Source organism: Xanthomonas sp. F4 (assembly GCF_011761895.1).
Genome location: NZ_JAASQX010000002.1, coordinates 837,906 through 857,932 on the forward strand (window position 1 = coordinate 837,906; position 20,027 = coordinate 857,932).

Annotated in this window: 17 protein-coding genes and 2 tRNA genes; 10 read left to right on the top strand and 9 right to left on the bottom strand. The window is 69.6% G+C overall.

What is annotated here, in order from left to right:
• Window positions 1-11 precede the first annotated feature (11 nt).
• From FHR66_RS11560 to FHR66_RS11570, 3 genes are all read right to left on the bottom strand, one after another.
• Complete coding sequence (locus FHR66_RS11560; RefSeq protein ID WP_160965744.1) at window positions 12-3,083, bottom strand: efflux RND transporter permease subunit; 3,072 nt, start codon at window positions 3,081-3,083, stop codon at window positions 12-14.
• Window positions 3,080-4,189 carry an efflux RND transporter periplasmic adaptor subunit gene (locus FHR66_RS11565; RefSeq protein WP_160965742.1) on the bottom strand — a complete coding sequence of 370 codons (1,110 nt, stop codon included), beginning with the start codon at window positions 4,187-4,189 and terminating at the stop codon, window positions 3,080-3,082. The genes FHR66_RS11560 and FHR66_RS11565 overlap by 4 nt, the downstream gene beginning before the upstream one ends.
• A 78-nt stretch (window positions 4,190-4,267) precedes the next feature.
• Window positions 4,268-4,885 (bottom strand): TetR/AcrR family transcriptional regulator, encoded by a 618-nt coding sequence (locus FHR66_RS11570; protein WP_160965740.1) that lies wholly within the window; start codon window positions 4,883-4,885, stop codon window positions 4,268-4,270.
• A gap of 86 nt (window positions 4,886-4,971) precedes the next feature.
• Here FHR66_RS11570 and FHR66_RS11575 point away from each other — a divergent pair, with 86 nt between their 5' ends.
• The 8 genes from FHR66_RS11575 (at window position 4,972) to FHR66_RS11610 (ending at window position 10,798) form a co-directional block, all read left to right on the top strand.
• Window positions 4,972-6,441: an efflux transporter outer membrane subunit gene (locus FHR66_RS11575; protein ID WP_160965738.1), complete on the top strand. Its 1,470-nt coding sequence runs from the start codon at window positions 4,972-4,974 to the stop codon at window positions 6,439-6,441.
• 153 nt (window positions 6,442-6,594) lie between these two features.
• Window positions 6,595-6,990, top strand: a complete 396-nt coding sequence (locus tag FHR66_RS11580) for an HvfA family oxazolone/thioamide-modified RiPP metallophore (RefSeq protein WP_160965736.1) — start codon at window positions 6,595-6,597, stop codon at window positions 6,988-6,990.
• Window positions 6,977-7,822: an HvfB family MNIO-type RiPP peptide maturase gene (locus FHR66_RS11585; RefSeq protein WP_160965734.1), complete on the top strand. Its 846-nt coding sequence runs from the start codon at window positions 6,977-6,979 to the stop codon at window positions 7,820-7,822. Before FHR66_RS11580 ends, FHR66_RS11585 begins: the two co-directional genes overlap by 14 nt.
• Window positions 7,819-8,565 carry an HvfC family RiPP maturation protein gene (locus tag FHR66_RS11590; RefSeq protein ID WP_160965732.1) on the top strand — a complete coding sequence of 249 codons (747 nt, stop codon included), beginning with the start codon at window positions 7,819-7,821 and terminating at the stop codon, window positions 8,563-8,565. Before FHR66_RS11585 ends, FHR66_RS11590 begins: the two co-directional genes overlap by 4 nt.
• Before the next feature lie 41 nt (window positions 8,566-8,606).
• The gene (gene rnt, locus FHR66_RS11595) at window positions 8,607-9,260 is read left to right on the top strand and encodes a ribonuclease T (RefSeq protein ID WP_160965730.1); all 654 of its coding nucleotides are present in this window, start codon (window positions 8,607-8,609) and stop codon (window positions 9,258-9,260) included.
• Between the two features lie 108 nt (window positions 9,261-9,368).
• Window positions 9,369-9,701: a low molecular weight protein tyrosine phosphatase family protein gene (locus tag FHR66_RS11600; protein WP_160965728.1), complete on the top strand. Its 333-nt coding sequence runs from the start codon at window positions 9,369-9,371 to the stop codon at window positions 9,699-9,701.
• Between the two features lie 127 nt (window positions 9,702-9,828).
• Window positions 9,829-10,353, top strand: coding sequence for a hypothetical protein (locus tag FHR66_RS11605; RefSeq protein ID WP_160965726.1), 525 nt, complete (start codon window positions 9,829-9,831; stop codon window positions 10,351-10,353).
• Window positions 10,354-10,369: 16 nt separating this feature from the next.
• Window positions 10,370-10,798, top strand: a complete 429-nt coding sequence (locus FHR66_RS11610; RefSeq protein ID WP_160965891.1) for a hypothetical protein — start codon at window positions 10,370-10,372, stop codon at window positions 10,796-10,798.
• A gap of 67 nt (window positions 10,799-10,865) precedes the next feature.
• Here the strand turns inward: FHR66_RS11610 and FHR66_RS11615 are convergent, their stop codons facing one another.
• The 5 genes from FHR66_RS11615 to FHR66_RS11635 form a co-directional block, all read right to left on the bottom strand.
• The gene (locus FHR66_RS11615) at window positions 10,866-13,808 is read right to left on the bottom strand and encodes a ligand-binding sensor domain-containing diguanylate cyclase (protein ID WP_160965724.1); all 2,943 of its coding nucleotides are present in this window, start codon (window positions 13,806-13,808) and stop codon (window positions 10,866-10,868) included.
• Window positions 13,809-14,479: 671 nt separating this feature from the next.
• Window positions 14,480-15,226, bottom strand: a complete 747-nt coding sequence (rlmB, locus tag FHR66_RS11620) for a 23S rRNA (guanosine(2251)-2'-O)-methyltransferase RlmB (RefSeq protein ID WP_160965722.1) — start codon at window positions 15,224-15,226, stop codon at window positions 14,480-14,482.
• Window positions 15,227-15,526: 300 nt separating this feature from the next.
• Window positions 15,527-15,997 (bottom strand): GFA family protein, encoded by a 471-nt coding sequence (locus FHR66_RS11625; protein WP_160965720.1) that lies wholly within the window; start codon window positions 15,995-15,997, stop codon window positions 15,527-15,529.
• A 66-nt stretch (window positions 15,998-16,063) separates the two neighbouring features.
• Window positions 16,064-18,391 (bottom strand): ribonuclease R, encoded by a 2,328-nt coding sequence (rnr, locus tag FHR66_RS11630; RefSeq protein WP_456361756.1) that lies wholly within the window; start codon window positions 18,389-18,391, stop codon window positions 16,064-16,066.
• 239 nt (window positions 18,392-18,630) lie between these two features.
• A tRNA-Leu gene (locus FHR66_RS11635) sits at window positions 18,631-18,715 on the bottom strand.
• Between the two features lie 353 nt (window positions 18,716-19,068).
• On the opposite strand from FHR66_RS11635, the gene FHR66_RS11640 reads away from it, so the two are divergent.
• Both FHR66_RS11640 and FHR66_RS11645 read left to right on the top strand, forming a co-directional pair.
• Window positions 19,069-19,524 carry a VirK family protein gene (locus FHR66_RS11640; RefSeq protein WP_160965716.1) on the top strand — a complete coding sequence of 152 codons (456 nt, stop codon included), beginning with the start codon at window positions 19,069-19,071 and terminating at the stop codon, window positions 19,522-19,524.
• Window positions 19,525-19,619: 95 nt separating this feature from the next.
• Window positions 19,620-19,704: transfer RNA gene (locus FHR66_RS11645), tRNA-Leu, on the top strand.
• A 74-nt stretch (window positions 19,705-19,778) separates the two neighbouring features.
• Here the strand turns inward: FHR66_RS11645 and FHR66_RS11650 are convergent.
• A complete protein-coding gene (locus FHR66_RS11650; RefSeq protein ID WP_048491806.1) occupies window positions 19,779-19,976 on the bottom strand; it encodes a hypothetical protein in 198 nt (65 codons plus the stop codon).
• Window positions 19,977-20,027 lie beyond the last annotated feature (51 nt).

A 20,027-nucleotide genomic window follows, 5' to 3' on the forward strand; every position in this document is an offset into this window, starting at 1 on the left:
AAGGGTGACGCTCAGCGCTGTTGCGCGGACGTGGGCGTGATCCTGAACCAGATGGCGTACATGGCCGGTAGGAACACCAGCGTCAGCACCGTGCCGGCGAGCGTGCCGCCGATCAGGGTGTAGGCCAGCGTCCCCCAGAACACGGAATGGGTCAGCGGGATGAAGGCCAGCACCGCCGCCAGCGCCGTCAGGATCACCGGCCGCGCGCGCTGCACGGTGGCCTCGACCACGGCGTCGAACGGCCCCAGGCCCTCCTGCGCGTTCTGGTGGATCTGCCCGATCAGGATCAAGGTATTGCGCATCAGGATGCCCGACAGCGCGATCAGCCCGACCAGCGCGTTGATGCCGAACGGCTGCTGGAACAGCAGCAGGGTCGGCACCACGCCGATCAGGCCGAGCGGACTGGTGGCGAACACCATGACCATCGCGGCGATCGAGCGCACCTGCAGAATGATGATGAGCAGGGTCAGCGCGATCATGATCGGGAACAACGGCAGCATCGCCGTCGTGGCCTTGGCCGATTCCTCGATGGAGCCGGCCTGTTCGATCCGATACCCGGACGGAAGCGCCGCGACGATCGGCTGCAACTGTTTCAGGACCGCGGTGGACACGTCCGGGGGTTGCAGCCCGTCGGCGATGTCGCCACGCACGGTGATGGTCGGGGTGCGGTCGCGGCGGCGCAGGATTGGATCCTCCATCCGCACCTCGACCTGGCCCACCTGCGACAGCGGGATGCGTTGCCCTTCCGAACCGACCAAGGTGAAGCCGCCGATCTTCGCAGGATCCAGGCGGATGTCGCCCGCCGCACGGCCGACCACCTGCACCGACCGGATATCCTCGCGCACCTCCGTCAACGGCACTCCGCTGAGCAGGAACTGCAGTTGCAAGGCGACCGAATTGGAGGTCAGGCCGATCGCCTGCAGGCGCTCCTGATCGAGCGTGAAGTGCAGGGTCGGCACGCGCGTGCCCCAATCGGTGTTGACCGTGCGCAGCATCGGATTGGCGCGCATCACGCCTTCGACGCGATGCGCGATCGCACGCAGCGTGTCCGGGTCGGGTCCCATCACCCGATAGGCCACCGGAAACGGCGACGGTGGGCCGAACACGATCTGGGTGACGCGCACCCGCGCTTCGGGCACCAAGCCGTCGGCCACGGCGCGGCGCAGCCTGACCTTGAGGGCTTCCCGCTCCTTGTCGTCGCCGGCCAGCGCCACGACCTTGGCGAACGAGGGATCGGGCAGTTCCGGCGCCATCGCCAGGAAGAACCGCGGGGCGCCCTGGCCGATGTAGGCCGTCACGATCCTGGCTTCCTTCTGTCGCGCCAGCCACGCTTCGACCTTCGCCGTCGCGGCGCTGGTCTGCGCGATGGATGTGCCGTAGGGCATCTGCACTTCGACCAGCACTTCCGGCCGGTCGGAGGTCGGGAAGAACTGCTTCTTGACCAGGCCCATGCCGACCACCGCCAGCACGAACGTTCCAAGCACCGCGCCGGCCACCAGCCACTTGCGGGCAATGACGCGGCCGAGCACCTGGCGGAAACGGTTGTAGCGAGGGGTGTCGTAGATGGCGGCATGCCCGCCCTCGATCTTCTGGATCTCCGGCAGCAGCTTCACGCCGAGGTAGGGAGTGAATGCCACCGCCACCACCCAGGACACGATCAGCGCGATGCCGACGATCCAGAACATGTTGCCGGTGTATTCGCCCGCGGTGGAGCGCGCGAACCCGTTGGGCATGAAGCCGATGGCGGTGACCAGCGTGCCGGACAGCATGGGCGCGGCCGTGTGGCTCCAGGCGTAGGCGGAGGCCTTGATGCGGCTGTAGCCCTCCTCCATCTTCACCACCATCATTTCGATGGCGATGATGGCATCGTCGACCAGCAGGCCCAGCGCCAGGATCAACGAGCCGAGCGTGATGCGGTCGAAGTTCTTGCCGGTGGCCGCCATGATGACGAACACCGCCGCCAGGGTCAGCGGCACCGCTGCCGCGACCACGACGCCGACGCGCCAGCCCATGCTGAGGAAGCACACCACCATCACCACCAGCAGCGCGACGAAGAACTTGACCATGAACTCGTCGACCGCCGCGCGGATGTTCACCGCCTGATCGGTCACCTTGTCCAGGCGCATGCCCAGCGGCAGTGCCGCATTGATGCGGTCGACCTCCGCTTCCAGCGCCTTGCCCAGGTCGAGCCCGTTCCAGTCGTCGCGCATCACCACGCCCAGCAACAGCGCCGGCTCACCGTTGTTGCGCACCAGGAAAGTGGCCGGATCTTCGTAGCCACGCTCGACCGTCGCCACGTCCGACAGCTTCAATGTGCGGCCCTGCGCCACGATGGGCGTGCGGCGGATCTTGTCCAACGTGTCGAGCGCGCCGTCGAGGCGAACCACCACCTGCGGCCCCTGGGTCTCGATGGAACCGGCCGGCGTCAACGCGTTCTGGCTGTTCAGCGCAGCGAAGATCTCCTGCGGCGTGACCCCCAGCGTCGCCAGGCGGTCGTGCGAGAACGACACGAAGATGCGCTCGGGCTGCTCGCCGATGATGTTGACCTTCTTCACCCCGGGCACGTGCAGCAACTGCTGGCGCAGCGCCTCGGCATCGCGCACCAGTAGGCGCTGCGGTTCGCCCTTGGCCTTGAGCGCGAACAACGCGAAGGTCACGTCCGCATACTCGTCGTTGAGCATCGGCCCGATGACCCCGGCCGGCAACTTCCCGGCCTCGTCCCCCAGCTTCTTGCGCGCCTGGTAGAACTGCTCCTGGACTTGCGACGGCGGCGTTCTGTCGAGCAGCGACAGCATCGTGACCGCCAATCCCGGACGCGTATAGGTTTCCGCCCGGTCGTACCAGCGCAGTTCCTGCAGGCGCTTTTCCAGCGGCTCGGCGACCTGGTCCTGCATCTCCTGCGCGGTCGCGCCCGGCCAGGCGGTGACGACCGTCATCTGCTTGATCGTGAACGGCGGGTCTTCCGCGCGCCCGAGCTGGAGGAACGCGACGATCCCCGCCACGGAAATCAGGAAGATCAGGAACAGGGTGATCGAGCGCTCGCGGACCGCGAGCGCGGACAGGTTGAAACGCCCCTCGCTCATGGACGCGCTCCGACCGCGACCGCCGTGGCCTGCTCGATCGGCCTGACGATCTCGCTGGCATGCAGGAGATGCGCGCCCAGCGCCACCACCCGATCGCCGGCCCTGAGCTTGCCCGCCACCTGCACGGTGTCGTCCGCCACGCCGAGCACCTGCACGGGTCGCCAGGCCGTCCTTGCCGGCGTGCCCTCGATCGCCCAGACACCCGGCCCCTTGCCGGCGTCGAACAACGCGCCGATCGGCACCTGCAGGGCCTGCGAAGCATCGTCGCGGCCGGCGAGGTGCACGGTGACCGTGGCCCCGAGCGGCGCCTGGGCGAGCGCTCCGCCGAGCACGTAGCGGGCTTCGTACGTCCGCGTCGCTGGATCCGATGCATCCGACAGCTGGCGCAGGGTCGCCGGTACTGCCGCCTGCCGGTCGCCGCCGTACAGGGTCGCCTGCGCGATCGACCCGAGGGTCGGCCGCAACGTCTCGGGCAGATGCACGAGGGCTTCGCGCTGGCCCGCCCGCGCCAGACGCACGACCGGTTGCCCGGCACTGACCACCTGGCCGGGCTCGGCGAGCGTCTCGACCACCACGCCATCCGCATCGGCCAGCAGCAGCGCGTAAGCGGACGCGTTCCTGGCGACGTCGGCCTGCGCCTCGGCGGCCTTCAGCTGCGCCTGTGCCGCGTCGGCGGCGGCCTTGATCTGCGCGTAGGCGGAGGCGGAAACGGCGCCCTCGGCGACCAGGTCGCGATAACGCGCCTCGTCCTCGGCCGTCTGCCCGGCGCGCGCTTTCGCTGCCGCCACCGCCTCCTGCTGTGCGCGTGCCTGCAGGCCGAGATCGACCGGATCCATACGCATCAGCGGCTGCCCACGCCTGACGTTCTGTCCGGTATCGACCAGGCGTTCCAGCACCTTGCCGGGCACGCGGAACCCCAGGTCGCTCTGGATTCGCGCCGCCACCACGCCGGAGAACGACTGCGAGGACGCCGCGGCCGCGCGCACCACCGCGACCCGGACATGCGGCGCCTCGGTGCGCGGATCGGCGGAGTGATCGTTACCGCATGCGGTCAGGACAAGCGGGAACAGACAGATGACAGGTAAAGCGAACCGGCGCCGACGCATGGGAACCCTTCTGAGGAAGAACTGGCGCTCCCATTCTTTTACTTGTGACCAATTTAGTCAATAGTCACAGAAACTCAGCTAAGGCGCCAGGCTCCGCAGGATCAGGCTGGACAACTGCGTCGTCGCATCCGCGACGTTGTCCAGGTTGTGCTGCAGCAACAGCGGATTGACGTATGGGCGCATGACCAGATAGATGGCGTTGACCGCCTCGTCCAGCGGGGTCTTGCGTTCGAATTCCCCCGCTTCGCGGCCATCGCGCACGATCTGCAGCACCAGCGCCTTCAGATGGGCCTCGTAGGCGCCGACCGCCGGCCACGACTCGCTGGCGGAGGTGGCGGCGAGGTCGTAGAGCTTGCGCTCCTGAAAGAACAGGTGGCTGCCGGCTTCCGCAAGCGCCTTGAACATCCGGCGCAGACGCTCCGCCGCCGCGGGAACATCGGCGACGGCGGCGTCGACCGCCACCATGATCGCGCTCAGACGATTGGAGCAGATGACCTCGCCGATCGCCTGCTTGGAATCGAAGAACTTGTAGATGTAGGCCTTGGAAAACCCGATCGCCTTGGCCAGCTCGGACACGGTGGTCTTGCCGTAACCGTAACGGCCGAAATAGTCGGTCGCCGCCTCGACGATCTGATCGCGGACGTCATGGTCCGAAGGTCCCCGCAGTTGCGGCGCAGACGTGTGTGCTTTGCTCATTTTCGAAGCTTACGTAAGCCGCTCCAGCTTGACAACGAGTGACCATTTAATAATATGGTCACGACCTACCAAGCCCAAGGCCCCGCATGCTGCCCCGCCGCTCTCTCGCCCCGCTCCTCTGCGCCAGCGTGCTGGCAGGTTGCGCTGTCGGCCCGGACTATCACCGACCCGATGCGCCGGTGCCTGCTCGCTACCTGGACAAGGCGGCAACGGACCGCGGCGATGGCGCGCCGGCTGCCGATCTGGCGACGTGGTGGCAGGGCTTCGACGATCCCTTGCTGACCCACTTCGTCGGGCTGGCGATCGACCAGAACCTCGACATGGCCCAGGCCGCGGCCCGTGTTGCCCAGGCACGCGCCGCGCTGGGTGCCACCACGGCGGCATTGCTGCCGTCGGCGCAGATCAGCGGCTCGGCCGCGCGTGCCTATCAATCGGTCCAGACCCCACTCGGTCAGGTCCTTGCGGCCACGCCGGGTTTCGATCGCTGGGGCAATGCGGAGGAGGCCAACCTTGGCGCAAGCTGGGAGATCGACTTGTTCGGCGGTCTGCGTCGCGGCCGCGAGGCGGCGCTGGCCGATTACCAGGCCGCGCATGCCGGTGCCGCGGCAACGCGGCTGGCCGTGGCGGCGCAGACCGCGGACCTCTACATCACCATCCGTGGCTTGCAGACCCGCCTGGCGGTCGCCGAGCGACAGGTGCAGATCCAGCGCGACCTGGTGGCGAAAGTGCAGCACCTGTACGACAAGGGACTGGCCGCCGATTACCAGCTCCGGCAGGCGGAAGGCGCGCTGGCAGGCGTGCAAGCGACCGTTCCCGCGCTGCAGACCGGCCTCGAAGCCGCCATGAACGCACTGGATGTGATGCTGGCCGTTCCGCCGGGAACGCATCGCGGCGAACTCAGCGCGCTCGCGCCGATTCCCTCGCCGCCACGGATCGCCGACATGGGCTCGCCCGCCGATCTGCTGCAGCGACGCCCGGACCTGATCGTGGCCGAACGCCGGCTCGCGGCGAGCAATGCGCGCATCGGTGCGGCGATCGCGGCGTACTACCCCACGTTTTCGCTCAGCGGCCTGCTGGGAAGCGCCACGGCGATTTCCGCCGGCCATCTGTCCGACGGCGGCGCGAACCAGGCGTCGGCCGTGTTGGGCCTGCGCTGGCGACTGTTCGACTTCGGCCGCATCAACGCGCAGATCGCGCTCGCCAAGGGGCAGGATGCGGAAGCGCTGGCCGCCTACCGCCAAGCCGTTTTGCGCGCGACCGAGGACGTCGAGAACGCCTTGTCTGCCGTGCTCAACCGCGGCGAACAGAGCGCGAGGTTGACGCAAGGCGAAGCCGCGCTGTCCTGTGCCAGGCAATCCTCGTTCGCGGCGTATCAGCACGGGACCGCGAGCCTGATCGAGGTGTTGCAGGCCGACGCGACGCTGCTGCAGGCATCGGACGCGAGAGCCCAGGCGCAGGCCGACGCGGCGCATGCCGCCGTGGCGGCATTCAGGGCACTGGGAGGCGGCTGGCAGCCCGTGCCCTCCGTCCCACCTGCAGCGACTGCAGCACGCTGAGGCGCGACTGCGCCGCGCGCGCCAGCACGGACAGCGTGCGCGGCGCAGCGACCGCATGTGCAATGCGCTTTGCCGCGGGCGAGCCGCAGCGGGTAGGCTTGGCCCAGCGCCGGCCGCCGCGGCTGGTGTCATCCCATCGCCAGGAGCCTGCCCATGTCCAGATCGCCCCGCCCGTCCCCTGCCCTCGCCGGTGCGGTCCTGCTCGGCGGCATCGGCCTGTCCGCCTCCGCCCTGGCCATGACCGATCTCGCCCAGGGCTATGCGCTCGGCGCGCAGGCTGCCGTCACCCCGCCGCAAAGCACCGAGGCGACCGCGCCGGCAACGCCCGCGCCACCGGCGCAGGCCAGGCAGGCCGCCGATCCGGCCAAGGCCAGCGAAGGCGGCTGCGGCGCCAAGGCCGGCGACGGCAGTTGCGGCGCGCACGCCCCGGCGGCGACGCCGGCCAAGCCCGAGGCGGCCGCTGGCGCCGCCACGCCCCAGGCCAAGCACGACGACAAGGCCATGGCCGAAGGCAAGTGCGGCGAGGGCAAATGCGGTGGCAGCCTCTGAACCGAGCCCCCTTGCCGCGGCCAGCGCCGGCCTCGGGCTGCGTCGCGGCTTGCTGCCGGAACTGCTGCAAGCACCAACCGATGCGTTCGATTTCCTCGAATGCGCACCGGACAACTGGATCGGCGTCGGCGGCCGTCCCGGGGAACTGCTGCAGACGCTGAGCGCGCGGCATCCGCTCAGCTGCCACGGCCTGTCGCTGTCGCTCGGTGGCGTGGCCGCGCTGGACACCACCCTGCTGCTGCAGACCCGGCACTTCCTCGACCGGCACCGGGTCGCGTTGTACAGCGAACACCTCAGCTACAGCGCCGACGACGGCCAACTCTACGAACTGCTGCCGCTGCCGTTCACCGACGAAGCGGTGCGCCATGTCGGCGCACGCATCGCCCAGGTGCAGGACGCGCTTGGCCGGCGCATCGCGGTGGAGAACGTCTCCTACTACGCCGCGCCCGGCCAGGCGATGAGCGAAGCCGCCTTCGTGGCCGCGGTGCTGGACGAGGCCGACTGCGACCTGCTGCTGGACGTCAACAACGTGCACGTCAACGCCAGCAACCACGGCGACGACGCGCTGGCCTTTCTCGCCGCCATGCCCAGCGCACGCATCGCCTCGTACCACGTCGCCGGTCACCGCGACGACGCCGCCAGCGGCCTGAAGATCGATACCCACGCCGCGCCGGTGACCGATCCGGTGTGGACCCTGCTCGCCGCCGCCTATCGCCTGCACGGCGTGCGTCCGACCGTGCTCGAGCGCGACGGCCAGTTCCCGCCGCTGGGAGAACTGCTGGACGAAGTGCAGCGCATCCGCAGCGCGCAGGCGCAGGCGCCCAGCGCATGAGCGAGACCCTGCACGCGCAGCAGTTCGCCCTGACCCGGCATTTGCGCGATCCGCAGCGATACCCGCCGCCGGCCGACATCCCACCGCAGCGCCTGGCGGTGTACCGCGCCCTGTTCTTCGACAACCTGGCGCACTTGCTGGGCGGCCAGTTCCCGGTGCTGCGCGCCACCCTCGGCGACACCGACTGGACGGCACTGCTACGCGCGTTCTGCGCCGAGCACCGCGCCCGCACGCCGCTGTTCCCGCGCCTGGGCGGCGAACTGGTGGCGTTCCTGGAGCAGCGCGCACCCGATCCGGAGCGTCCGTGGCTGGCCGAACTGGCGGACTACGAAACCGTGGAACTGCAGGTGCAGATCGACGACGCCGCGCTGCCGCCGCACGATCCGCACGGCGACCTGCTCGACGGCATCCCGCTGCTGTCGCCCTGGCTGCGCCTGCTGCGCTACCGCTGGCCGGTGCAGCGCATCGGCCCGGCCTGGCAGCCGGACGCGGCGCCGGCGCAGCCGACCTGCCTGCTGGCGCGGCGCGAGGCCGACGGGCAGGTGCGCTTCGCCGAACTGGCGCCGCTGGCCTACGCCGTGCTGGCGGCGCTGCAGCCCGGCACGCGCAGCGGACGAGCGCTGCTGCTGGACCTGGCCGCCACCCACGGCCTGGCGCCGGCCGCCCTGCTGCACGAAGGTGCGGCACTGCTGGAACGGCTGCGCGCGCAGGGCAGCGTGCTCGGCACGCGCCTGCCGGGATGACGCCGCGGCGGCCGGCGGCCGCGCTCTGCTAACCTTGGCCGATGAACGATTCGGTCGACAGCCCCTCGCAACCCCTGGTCATCACCCCGATGTCGCGGCGTTTCCGCGGCTATCTGCCGGTGGTGGTGGACGTGGAAACCGGCGGTTTCGACTGGAACAAGCACGCGCTGCTGGAGATCGCGGTGGTGCCGATCGAGATGGACGATTTCGGCCAGCTGTATCCCGGCGTCACCGCCAGCGCGCACGTGGTGCCGGCGCCCGGCACCCTGATCGATCCCAAGTCGCTGGAGGTCACCGGCATCGTCCTGGACCATCCGTTCCGCTTCGCCAAGCCCGAACGCGAGGCGCTGGACCACGTGTTCGCGCCGGTGCGCGCGGCAGTGAAGAAGTACGGTTGCCAGCGCGCCATCCTGGTCGGCCACAACGCCCATTTCGACCTCAACTTCCTCAATGCCACGGTCGCCCGCTGCGGCCACAAGCGCAATCCGTTCCACCCTTTCAGCGTGTTCGACACCGTCACCCTGGCCGGTATCGCCTATGGCCAGACCGTGCTGGCGCGCGCGGTGCAGGCCGCCGGTTTCGACTGGAACGCCGCCGACGCGCACAGCGCGGTCTACGACACCGAGCAGACCGCGCGCCTGTTCTGCAAGATCGCCAATGCCTGGCCGGCCCCGCCGGTCGCCGCAGCGCCATGAGCCGCGGCGCGCCTTGCACGGCACACGCGCGACGCCGTCGTGTTGGCCCGGCGGCATTGCGCCCGAACGGCTGGTGATAGCGCCGCACGCACGCCGGCAGCGCGCCGCATGACCCGCAACGTGCTATTCGTCTGCAGCCGCAATCGGCTGCGCAGCCCCACCGCGGAACAGGTGTTCGCCACCTGGCCCGGCGTGGAGACCGCCTCGGCCGGCATCGACCACGACGCGGACACCCCGGTCACCCCGGAATTGCTGGAGTGGGCGGACATCGTCTTCGTCATGGAACCGACGCACCGCGCCAAGCTGTCGCGCCGGTTCAAGCGCCACCTCGGCCGCGCACGCATCGTCTGCCTGGACATCCCCGACGACTTCGCCTACATGGATCCGGCGCTGGTGCAGCTGCTGACCGCGAAGGTAGCGCGCCACCTGCCTGCGCGCTGATCCCGGTCCTCGGTCACCGCCGCGAGGCGGGCATTCGCACAAGCACGACCACCATCCGGAGACACCCCGGCACGCGTGCTACGCTCGCCGCCGCGCCGGCCAAGGCGCCCACCAGGACGACCGCGTCATGCAAGCATGGAAGCGCCGCAGCATCGGCATTCTCGACATCGGCGGCGCCGGCATCGGCTTTCTTGCCATCGTCAGCCAAGTGCCGAATCTGCGGCAGCCGGCCGACTGGATCATCTGCGCCGCATTCGCCGCGCTCTACAGCTGGGGTATCTACTGCGGCGTACAGTTGCTGGAAGGCAGGCCCAACGCGGTCCGCGCCAATCGGACGTTCTGGCTGGCACAGGTACCCACCTTCGGCAACCCGCTCGCCAGCTACGTATTCAACTGCGGCTTCCACCTCACCGCCGTCGTGCAGTTCGCCCCGTTCAAAGCCAGCGCGAACTTTCTGCTCGGCAGCCGCTTCACGTTCACCCTGTTCCAGTCCGGCACAACGATCTTCTTTGGCGTGAACCTGTTCGCGCTGGCGATCATGCTGTTCCTGACGCAGCAACTGCGCAACCGGCCTGGCGCCGTCACTGACGCTGCAGTGACCGAAGCGGACACTGCACCACCGCAGGACAACGCGCCTCATGGCGCGCCGTGACGCCGAACGCCTGTCAGTGAACACGACCGACGCCCTGTCCTTCCTGCGCGCGCATCAACCGATGCCCGACGACGACCAGCTCACCCAGCAGCTGATCGACGCCTACGACGCGGCGAGACGGCTGTTTCTCACCGCTCCCGAGCGCGCCGCGTTGCCGCTGTTCCTGCGTTCCTTCGGCAACGGCGATGGCTGGGGCGTCTACCCGCTGGTCGAGGACGTGTTCCTCGCCTGCGACCGCGCAGACGCCATCGCCGCGATCCGGGAGGCGCTGGACGATCCGGCGCTACCTGACGGTAGCCGCTACTGGGTCACGCAGTTGGCCGCCGCCTTTGCGGATCCGACCTTGCGCGAGGGGCTGGCCCTGTCGTTGCGGTCGGAACATCCAGACACCCGCGAGGCAGCGCAGATGGCGCTGGAGATGCTGGACCACCACACCACACGCTGAACCGCGCGCCTGCGATGCACGCTACAAAGTAGAACGACAGCACCCAGCCGCATGCCCGGACGCGTGCTCAGCCCACGCACACCCGATCGCGCCCCATGCCCTTGGCGCGGTACAGGGCCCCATCGGCGCGTTCCAGCCACTGGCACGGCGTCTCGTCCGGGCGTAGCGCGACCAGGCCACCGCTGAAGGTGACGCGCAGCGCGGGCGCTTCGGGCGCCCACTGCAGGCGCGCATGGAACAGGTCGCGCAGGCGCGTGGCCAGGCGCTCGGCATCGGCCAGCGGCGTGTCGCCGAGCAGCACCGCGAACTCTTCGCCGCCCAAGCGCGCCGGCAGGTCGGAGGCGCGGCAGGCGCTCAACAGGAGCTGCCCGACCTCGCGCAACACCGCATCGCCGGTGGCATGCGAATAGCCGTCGTTGATCTGCTTGAAGCGGTCGATGTCCATCACCAGCAGGCACAGCGGCGCGCCGCTGCGTTGCGCACGCTGCATGCTGTGCACCAGCACCTCGTCGAAGTGACGCCGGTTCGGCAGGCCGGTCAGCGCATCCTCGTGCGCCAGGCGCTCGAAGGCGGTGGCCTGGCGCTGCAGTTCCGCCAGCAACTGGCTCTTCTCGGCGTCGGCCTGCAACAGGCGCTCGGTCTGCAGCCGCAACGCGCTGGTGCGCCGCTCCACCAGCCGTTCCAGGCGCAGCGCGCGACGCTTGTAGCGCGCGATCATGTAGCGGTACAGCAGCACCAGCGTCAGCACCAGCAGCGCCACGGCCGCCGCCTGCACGCTGTGCCGCTGCCACCACAGCGGCGCCACGCTGAAATGCCACACGGCCTCGCGGGTGCTCCAGGCGCCGTCCGGGTGCGCCGCGGCCACGTGCAGGGTGTAGTCGCCCGGCGGCAGGCCGATGAACTCCACGCTGCGCTGGTTGCCGCGGTCGATCCAACCGCTGTCCAGGCCGTCGAGCCGGGTGCGGTAGCGGATGCGCTCGGGCAGCAGATAGCTCAGGCCGACATAGGACACGCTGATGCGCTTGGCACCAGGCAGCTCCGCCTTGTTCTGCCAGGGAAAGGGCTGGCCATCCAGCAGCACGCTCTCGATCGCCGCCGGCGGCGGCACGCGATCGCGGAAGCGGGCAAGGCGTCGCGGATCGACCGTGCTGACGCCGCCGGCGGTGACCAGCCACACCGTGCCGTCGTGGCGCAGGATCATCGACGGCCCGGAACTGCCGTTGCCCTGGGCGTTGGACATGCCATCGATCTCGTCGTAGCGGTTCACCTGCAATCGTGCCTGGCGGCCGTCGGCGACTGCGTTCAGCGCCGCCACCGTGGTGCGCAGCACGCCGCGGTTGCTGCTGATCCAGACGTTGCCGAGGCGATCGCGGACCAGTTGGAACACCGCATCCACTGGCATGCCCTGCTCCAGTCCGACCCGCGCCAACTGGCCGTCGCGGTCGCGGTGCAGGCCGCGGTCGGTGGAGATCCACATGTCGCGGCCCAGCGCCTGGAATCCGAACACGGTGCGCGCGCCGCCCAGCGGTTCCAGCGCCAGCTGCCGCACCCGGCCGTCGCGCAGCACCGACACGCCTTCGACCGAGCCGATCCACAGCGCCCCGTCGACACTGGCCAGGGCCGTGATCAGGCCATGCGGCAGGCCGGGCACGTCCGGCGCGGACAGCCGGTCGCCGTCGATGCGCATCACCCCGCTGCGCGTGGCGACCCAGACCGTGCCGGCCGCATCGACGCTGAGCGCACGCACCTGCCCGCTGGGCAATCCCTCGCGCGTTCCGTAGTGGCGCACGACGCGGCCGTCGCGCAGGCGGAACACGCCGTCGGCATAGGTGCCCATCCACAGGTCGCCGTCGAGGCCGCGCGCCAGGCTCAGCACCGATGGCGCGTCGCGCAGCGCGACCGGGTCGATGCGTCCGTCCGGTGCCATCCGGTCCAGGCCGGCGGCGCTGCCGATCCATAGCGCGCCATCCGGGGTCTCCAGCAACGCGCGCACGTAGTCGCCGCTGAGCCCGTCGCGGCGGGTGTAGCCGGCGAACAGCGTCTCGCGCAGGCGGAACAGGCCGCCATTGGCGCCGATCCAGATGCTGCCCTCGGCATCCTGCAGCAGGCTGACGATGCGCCCGTTGGGCAGCACGTCGCCCGGCAGCATGCGCTCGATGCCATGCGCGCTGATCCGCAGCAACCCCTGGTTCTCGGTGCCCAGCCAGATCGCGCCGTCGCGGTCGCGCAGCATCGAGGTGAAATGCCCATAGCCCGGCAGGTGCTGCACCAGCACCGCGTGCTCGCCCTGCAACCGGTACAGGTTCTCGCCGGCCACCAGCCACAGCGAGCCGTCCGGCGCCCGGTACGGCCAGGCCAGCCCCGGCGGCAGACCGAAGGCGGCCGGCGCGCGCCGCAGCACACCCTGCGGGTCGCGGTACAGCAGGCCGTCGAGGCTGCCGATCCAGAGCCGCCCCTGATCGTCGGCGGCAAGGTGCGGAAAGCTCGCCGCCAACGGCAGATCGCGCGGCGCCGGTTGGTAATCGAAGCGACCGTCCGGCCACAGGCAGCCCAGACCATTGCCCTCGAACAGCAGCCACATGAGGCCGTCGCGGTCCTGGGTCATGGCGTGGATCAGCGCATGCGGCCAGCCCGGCGGCTGCCGCCAGAAGCGCCAGTGGCCGGCCGCATCGTGGCGGCCGAGATTGCCGCGCGAATCGCTGAGCCACAGCGCGCCGGCACGATCGACGTACAGCGAGCCGACGCCGTTGTCGGGCAGGCCGGGCCGCGTGCCGCGATCGATGACGGTGAAATCCAGACCGTTGTAGCGCACCAGCCCTTCCCAGGTGGCGAACCACAGCCGGCCGTCGGGGGTCTGCGCCAGATCGCGCAGGGAGTTGTGCGGCAGGCCGTTGCGCGAGGTCCAGGAATCGACCGCGTAGTCGCGCAGCGGCGGCACCCCATTCGCCGCGCCGTCGGTGGCGACGGCGCGCCAGGCCACGCCCAGCGCCAGCAGCAGGACCAGCAGCACCGACCATGCGCGCGCCCAAGCGCGCCCGCGGTCGCGTGCGAGCGCCGCGTTCCCCCTCCCCCTGGCAACGTTCACTGTACCGACCCGATCCGACGCAGGCGGGGCGCGACAGGACCCTGGCGTGGGGTGCCAGAGTCAAAGGGACGGGGGCGACACAGACTCATTACCGGAGCGGAACACGGGACGAGCGCCCATGGTAGGCAAAAAAGCGGCGCTGCGGGTGGAGGCCGTAGCAGACGCAGGAAAAAGGACGCGTGAAGATTGCGTGGCGGTTAAGCCGGGGCGGGTTGCAGAGGGCATCACCGACGGGGCTCGATAGCAGAGCGTTCCTTCTCCCACCGGGAGAAGGTGCCCCGAAGGGGCGGATGAGGGTACGGGCGAAGCCTTGCGTCGGCCTGATACGCGAGGGCTTCGCCCCGTACCCTCACCCCAACCCCTCTCCCGGAGGGAGAGGGGCTTCGGGCTCCTGGCGCCCCGCGCTCCCTTCTCCCGCCGGGAGAAGGTGCCCCCGCAGGGGGCGGATGAGGGTACGGGCGAAGCCTTGCGTCGGCCTGATACACGAGGGCTTCGCCCCGTACCCTCACCCCAACCCCTCTCCCGGCGGGAGAGGGGCTTTGCTCCCGATGAGGGAGCGCCAGTGGCGTCGCAGGCTGGCCGCGGCGCCGCCGCGCTCAGCCCATGCGCTGACGGACCGCCTCGAACAGGGTCACGCCCGCGGCGACCGAGACGTTGAGGCTCTCGATCTCGCCCGGCATCGGGATGCGCACCAGGCCGTCGCAGTGCTCGCGGGTCAGCCGGCGCAGGCCGTCGGACTCGCCACCCAGCACCAGCGCCACATTGCCACGCAGGTCCTGCGCGTACAGCGAGGTCTCGGCCTCGCCGGCCAGGCCGTAGATCCACACGCCCTGCTTCTGCAGCTCGCGCAGGCAGCGCGCCAGGTTGGTCACCGCCACGATCGGCAGGCGGTCGGCGGCGCCGGCCGAGGTCTTGCGCACGGTGGCGTTGACCGGCGCCGACTTGTCCTTGGGAATCACCACCGCGGTCACCCCGGCCGCCGCGGCGCTGCGCAGGCAGGCGCCGAGGTTGTGCGGGTCCTGCACGCCGTCCAGCACCAGCAGCAGTGCGCGGCCCTCGGCGGCGCTGACCAGCCCTTCCAGTTCGCTCTCGGCCCAGGTGGGCGCCGCGGCGTAGCGCGCGGCCACGCCCTGGTGCCGCACCGAGCCGCCGACGCCGTCCAGCGCCTGGGTGTTCACCCGCCGCACGTCGATGCCCTTGCGCCGCGCGTTCTCCTCGATCTCCTGCAGGCGCGGATTCTTGCTGCCCGCCTCCACCAGCACCTCGCGCACGTTGTCCGCGTCGTTCTCGATCGACGAGGCCACGGCGTTGACGCCGACGATCCACTGGTTCTGCTTGCTCATGAGGCGGGACTACGCGAAAGGAAAGCGGGCATGGTAGGGGTTGTGGCCGCTGGCGTCACACCTTGGGGGCCGGGATTGGGGATTGGGGATTGGCAGAAGCGGCTTGCCCGCGATGTCCCACTTCTCGCAATGCCGGGCATGCATATCGCGGCGGCAAGACTACCGACGCAGCACCGGACGCGGCGCAGCCTTGTGGGAGGGACTTCAGTCCCGACTGCAGGCGGCCTGAACCTCCTGCCTCCCGCCTTTCGCGATCGATGGTTCTAGAACGCAGGGATCCCCGGCGCCGCCGATAGCGGCTCAGCCCGGCCAGCGCTCGGTATCGTGGTCCGGATGCTGGCGCGACACGACATCGGCCAGGAACGGCGCGGCCGCCAGATCGCCCTCGGTGCGAATCGCCGACAGCCGATGCAGCGCGTCCACGAACGGCAGCTTGGCTTCGATGCCGTACTGGATGGTGGGCGGCAGGGCGTCCGGCCGATCGAAGGCACCTGCGGCCACCGCGGTGCCATCCGGCGCTTCGTAGGTGAGCGGCGTGCCGCAATCGGCGCAGAAGCCGCGCTGCACCAGGTTCGACGAAGCGAAATGCTTTGGCGCGCCGCGGGTCCAGAGCAGTTCCGCACCGCGGGTGGAGACCAGCGGCGCGTAGTAGGCACCGAACGCCTTCTGGCACATCCGGCAATGGCAGATCGAGGCATCGTGCAGCCGCCCACGGACGCGAAAACGTACCGCGCCGCACTGGCACCCGCCGCTGTACTGGTCCTGCTCCATCGCCGCTCCTCCCATGCATGCGGGGCGGCGCAGCGGCGGTCGCCACGACCGCCGCGACGCACGCCGTCAGTACTTCTTTTTCTTGCGTTTGGCCGGCTGCCCGCGGGGCGGCGGCGGCGGCAAGTCCTCGTGTGCCGATGAACCTTCCTCGACCAGCCGGAAGTCGATCTTGCGCTCTTCCATGCTCGCCTTCAGCACCACGATGCGCACGCGGTCACCCAAGCGGAACTCGCGCCCGCGGCGCTCGCCGGTCAGGGTCTTGCGTGTGGCGTCGAACTGGTAATAGTCCTGCGGCAACTGGGTCACGTGGATCAGGCCGTTGACCTTGGACTGGTCCAGCTCGACGAACAGGCCGAAGCTGGTCACGCCGCTGACCACGCCATCGAACTGCCCCCCGACGTGTTTCTCCATCCACGCGGCGCGGTAGCGCTCGTCGACCTCGCGCTCGGCCTCGTCGGCGCGGCGCTCGCGCTCGGAGCACTGCAGCGCCAATGCCGCCATCTCGCGCGGCGCGTACAGGTACTTGTCCGGCGCGCCGCGGGTCAGCGCGTACTTGATCGCGCGGTGCACCAGCAGGTCCGGATAGCGGCGGATCGGCGAGGTGAAGTGCGCATACGCCTCCAGCGCCAGGCCGAAGTGGCCGGCGTTGTCGGGCGAGTACACCGCCATGCTCTGGCTGCGCAGCAGCACCGATTCCAGTAGCGCCGCGTCCGGGCGCTCGCGCACCTTCTTCAGCAGCTTGGTGTAGTCGCCCGGCACCACCTTGCTCCACGCCGGCAGGCTCAGCTTGAACTCCTTGAGGAACTCCAGCAGGTCGGCGTACTTGGATTCCGGCGGGCGCTCGTGCACGCGGAACGGCGCCGGAATGTGCATCTCCAGCAAGTAGCGGGCCGCGGCCACGTTGGCGGCGATCATGCATTCCTCGATCAGCTTGTGCGCGTCGTTGCGCACCAGCATGCCGGCCTGTGTCACCTCGCCGGTGTTGTCGAGCACGAAACGCACTTCCGCGGTCTCGAACTCGATCGCGCCGCGGCGCGCACGCGCTTTGGCCAGGATCTGGTACAGCTGATGCAGCCGCTCCAGCTGCGGCAGCACCGCCGCCACGTCCTTGCGCACCTGCGCGTCCTTCTCGCCCACCGCCTGCCACACCTGCTCGTAGGTGAGCCGCGCATGCGAGTTCATCACCGCCTCGTAGAAACGTGCGCCGGCCACCTCGCCCTGGCGATCGATCTGCATGTCGCAGACGAAGCACATGCGGTCGACCTTGGGGTTGAGCGAGCAGATACCGTTGGACAGCGTCTCCGGCAGCATCGGCACCACGAAGCCCGGGAAGTACACCGAAGTCGCACGCTTGACCGCCTCGGTATCCAGCGGCGTACCCGGACGCACGTAATGCGACACGTCGGCGATCGCCACCACCAGGCGGAAACCGTCGGCGTTGGGCTCGCAGAACACGGCGTCGTCGAAGTCCTTGGCGTCGGCACCGTCGATGGTCACCAGCGGCGTCTGCCGCAGGTCCACGCGGCCCTTGGTCGCGGCCGGCTCCACCGTCAGCGGCACCGCCGCGGCTTCGTCCAGCACGGCCTGCGGGAATTCGTAGGGCAGCTCGTGGCCGTGGATCGCCGCTTCCACCAGCAGCGACGGGGTCAGCTTGTCGCCAAGCACCGCGATGATCTTGCCGATCGGTGGGCGCCGCGCGTCCGGCGCAGAGGTGAGTTCGCACACCACGAGTTGCCCGTCGCGGGCCTCGCCGACGGCGTCGGTGGGGATCTGCACGTTGCGCTGGATGCGCTTGTCGTCCGGCACCACGAAGGCGATGCCGGCTTCCAGGCTGAAGCGGCCGATCAAGCGGGTCAGGCCGCGCTCGAGTACGCGCGCGATGCTGCCCTCGCGGCGGCCGCGGCGGTCGATGCCGGTGACGTTGGCCAGCGCACGGTCGCCATGCAGCACCTTGCGCATCTCGTACGGCGGCAGGAACAGATCGTCGCCGCCTTCGTCAGGACGCAGGAAGCCGAAGCCGTCCGGATTGGCGATCACCACGCCGGGGATCAGGTTGGTCTGCTGCAGCGGCGCGTAGCCGCCGCGGCGGTTCTGCACCAGCTGTGCTTCGCGCAGCATCGCGCCCAGGCGCTTGCTCAGCGCTTCCTTGCGCGTCGGCTCGGTCAGGCCGAGCTGGTCGGCCAGTTCGTCCAGGGTCTGCGGGCCATCGCAGCGTTCGAGCAATTGCAGGATCGCCTCGCGACTGGCGATCGGCTGCGCATAGCGCTCGGCCTCGCGTGCGGCATAGGGGTCCTGGATCGGCGCGGCGGCATCGGGTGCGGCCGCCGGCGGTGGCGACGGCGGGTGCAGCGGTTGCAGCGGCGGCTTGGGGCCGCGGCGCAGGAAGCTGGGCATCCAGGCGGGCAGACGCGATTTCTTCGGCGTATCGGGGGTGGGCGCGTCGCTGGACGCGGATGTGCCGGGCTTGCCGGACTTGCTTTTGCGAGTTGTCATCCGTGCATGGTACTCCCATGCGGGTGGCCCCCACCCGAACCTGGTCGCGCGCCGGCGGCGAATGCACGCCCCAGAAACGACGAAGCCCGCGTCAGCGGGCCGGTCGGTGCGAGAGTTCAGCGCTCTCGCGATGTTGCCTGTGGTGCCCAGGAGAGGACTCGAACCTCCACGGTTTTACCCGCTAGTACCTGAAACTAGTGCGTCTACCAATTCCGCCACCTGGGCGCTGAAGGCCGCGAATTCTGCGGTGCCGCCGCGACCTTGTCAACGCCTATTTCGCACCGGGTCGCGATCGACGCCATCGATGACGCGATCCGACCGCTGGATGCGGCGGCGCCACGCAAACACCGGCTGCTGCGCAGCTGTGCACGTGCGCACGCTTCGGCGTCCCGCGAATTCGGCGGAAAACCGCATGCGCAATGCCGATTCCGCCACAACGCGGTCACAAACCGACCGGCTTCGAAGATGCGCCGTGACGGCGCCGGAAGTTCGCGATTTTGTCGGTTGACCCGGATCGGCGCCTCGCTAGTTTGCATCCGGCAATCCGTCGCCCTCCCCCACGCTCCGGAGCCTCCCCCATGCACAGCCTGTCCGCCTCCCTGCTCGCCGCCGCCCTGTTCGCCAGCGCCAGCAGCGCTTCCGCCGCCACTGCCGGCGCCGACGATGCCACGCTCGGCTCGCTCACCCAGATCCAGCGCGCCCTGGACAGCGGCGCCTCGGTCGCCGTGGCGATCGACCTCAGCCAGTGCACGCCCACCTCCGGCGGCGCCACGCCCAGCCAGACCCGCGGCGGCCTGCGCATCGGCGCCTATCGCGTCACCGCCGACGGCACCCTGTCCTTCGCCGACGACCACGTCACCGTCGGCCGCGACGGCAAGCCGATCCAGCAGTTCCTGCGCTACCAGGTGCATCCGGACAACACCGTGGACTTCACCATGTTCGTGTTCGCCCTGCCCAGCTACCAGCAGACCGGCAGCACCCTCGGCTATCGCTGCGCGATCAACCAGGGCCTGCGCTTCAACGTGGGCTACTGAGGTCGCGATCGATCGCACGCGACAGCAGTGCAACGCCACTGTCGCAAAACGCTTGACAGCATCCGCCTCCACACGCACAATTCTCGTTCTGAGTTGCCCAGGTGGCGGAATTGGTAGACGCACTAGTTTCAGGTACTAGCGGGTAAAACCGTGGAGGTTCGAGTCCTCTCCTGGGCACCACGACCGACAGGTCGAGAAAGATCTCAAAACCCGCTTCGGCGGGTTTTTTGTTGGCTGCGCGCAGGCCGCGACGCTCAGCGCTGCGGCGGACGCAACGGACCGATGTCCACGCGCACGCCCTTCACCCACACCGCCACCTTGTAGGCACGGTAGCCCGGGTTGTGGCGTTCGGCCGCACGCGCGGCCAGGTAGGCATTGGCGGCATGCACCAGCACCTGCAAGGACGGCTCCAGTTGCGCGATGCGCCGGAGTCTCACCTCGTAGGTGGCCATGCGCCCTCCCCCACGCACCGGCAGGCGCCGCGTCGTGCCGCGATCGGCAAG

What these genes read in the sequence shown, in the direction of transcription:
- FHR66_RS11560 (WP_160965744.1), bottom strand. Translation starts at nt 3,083, where the DNA reads ATGAGCGAGGGGCGTTTCAACCTGTCCGCGCTCGCGGTCCGCGAGCGC.
- FHR66_RS11565 (WP_160965742.1), bottom strand. Translation starts at nt 4,189, where the DNA reads ATGCGTCGGCGCCGGTTCGCTTTACCTGTCATCTGTCTGTTCCCGCTT.
- FHR66_RS11570 (WP_160965740.1), bottom strand. Translation starts at nt 4,885, where the DNA reads ATGAGCAAAGCACACACGTCTGCGCCGCAACTGCGGGGACCTTCGGAC.
- FHR66_RS11575 (WP_160965738.1), top strand. Translation starts at nt 4,972, where the DNA reads ATGCTGCCCCGCCGCTCTCTCGCCCCGCTCCTCTGCGCCAGCGTGCTG.
- FHR66_RS11580 (WP_160965736.1), top strand. Translation starts at nt 6,595, where the DNA reads ATGTCCAGATCGCCCCGCCCGTCCCCTGCCCTCGCCGGTGCGGTCCTG.
- FHR66_RS11590 (WP_160965732.1), top strand. Translation starts at nt 7,819, where the DNA reads ATGAGCGAGACCCTGCACGCGCAGCAGTTCGCCCTGACCCGGCATTTG.
- rnt (WP_160965730.1), top strand. Translation starts at nt 8,607, where the DNA reads ATGAACGATTCGGTCGACAGCCCCTCGCAACCCCTGGTCATCACCCCG.
- FHR66_RS11600 (WP_160965728.1), top strand. Translation starts at nt 9,369, where the DNA reads ATGACCCGCAACGTGCTATTCGTCTGCAGCCGCAATCGGCTGCGCAGC.
- FHR66_RS11605 (WP_160965726.1), top strand. Translation starts at nt 9,829, where the DNA reads ATGCAAGCATGGAAGCGCCGCAGCATCGGCATTCTCGACATCGGCGGC.
- rlmB (WP_160965722.1), bottom strand. Translation starts at nt 15,226, where the DNA reads ATGAGCAAGCAGAACCAGTGGATCGTCGGCGTCAACGCCGTGGCCTCG.
- FHR66_RS11625 (WP_160965720.1), bottom strand. Translation starts at nt 15,997, where the DNA reads ATGGAGCAGGACCAGTACAGCGGCGGGTGCCAGTGCGGCGCGGTACGT.
- rnr (WP_456361756.1), bottom strand. Translation starts at nt 18,391, where the DNA reads ATGCCCAGCTTCCTGCGCCGCGGCCCCAAGCCGCCGCTGCAACCGCTG.
- FHR66_RS11640 (WP_160965716.1), top strand. Translation starts at nt 19,069, where the DNA reads ATGCACAGCCTGTCCGCCTCCCTGCTCGCCGCCGCCCTGTTCGCCAGC.
- FHR66_RS11650 (WP_048491806.1), bottom strand. Translation starts at nt 19,976, where the DNA reads ATGGCCACCTACGAGGTGAGACTCCGGCGCATCGCGCAACTGGAGCCG.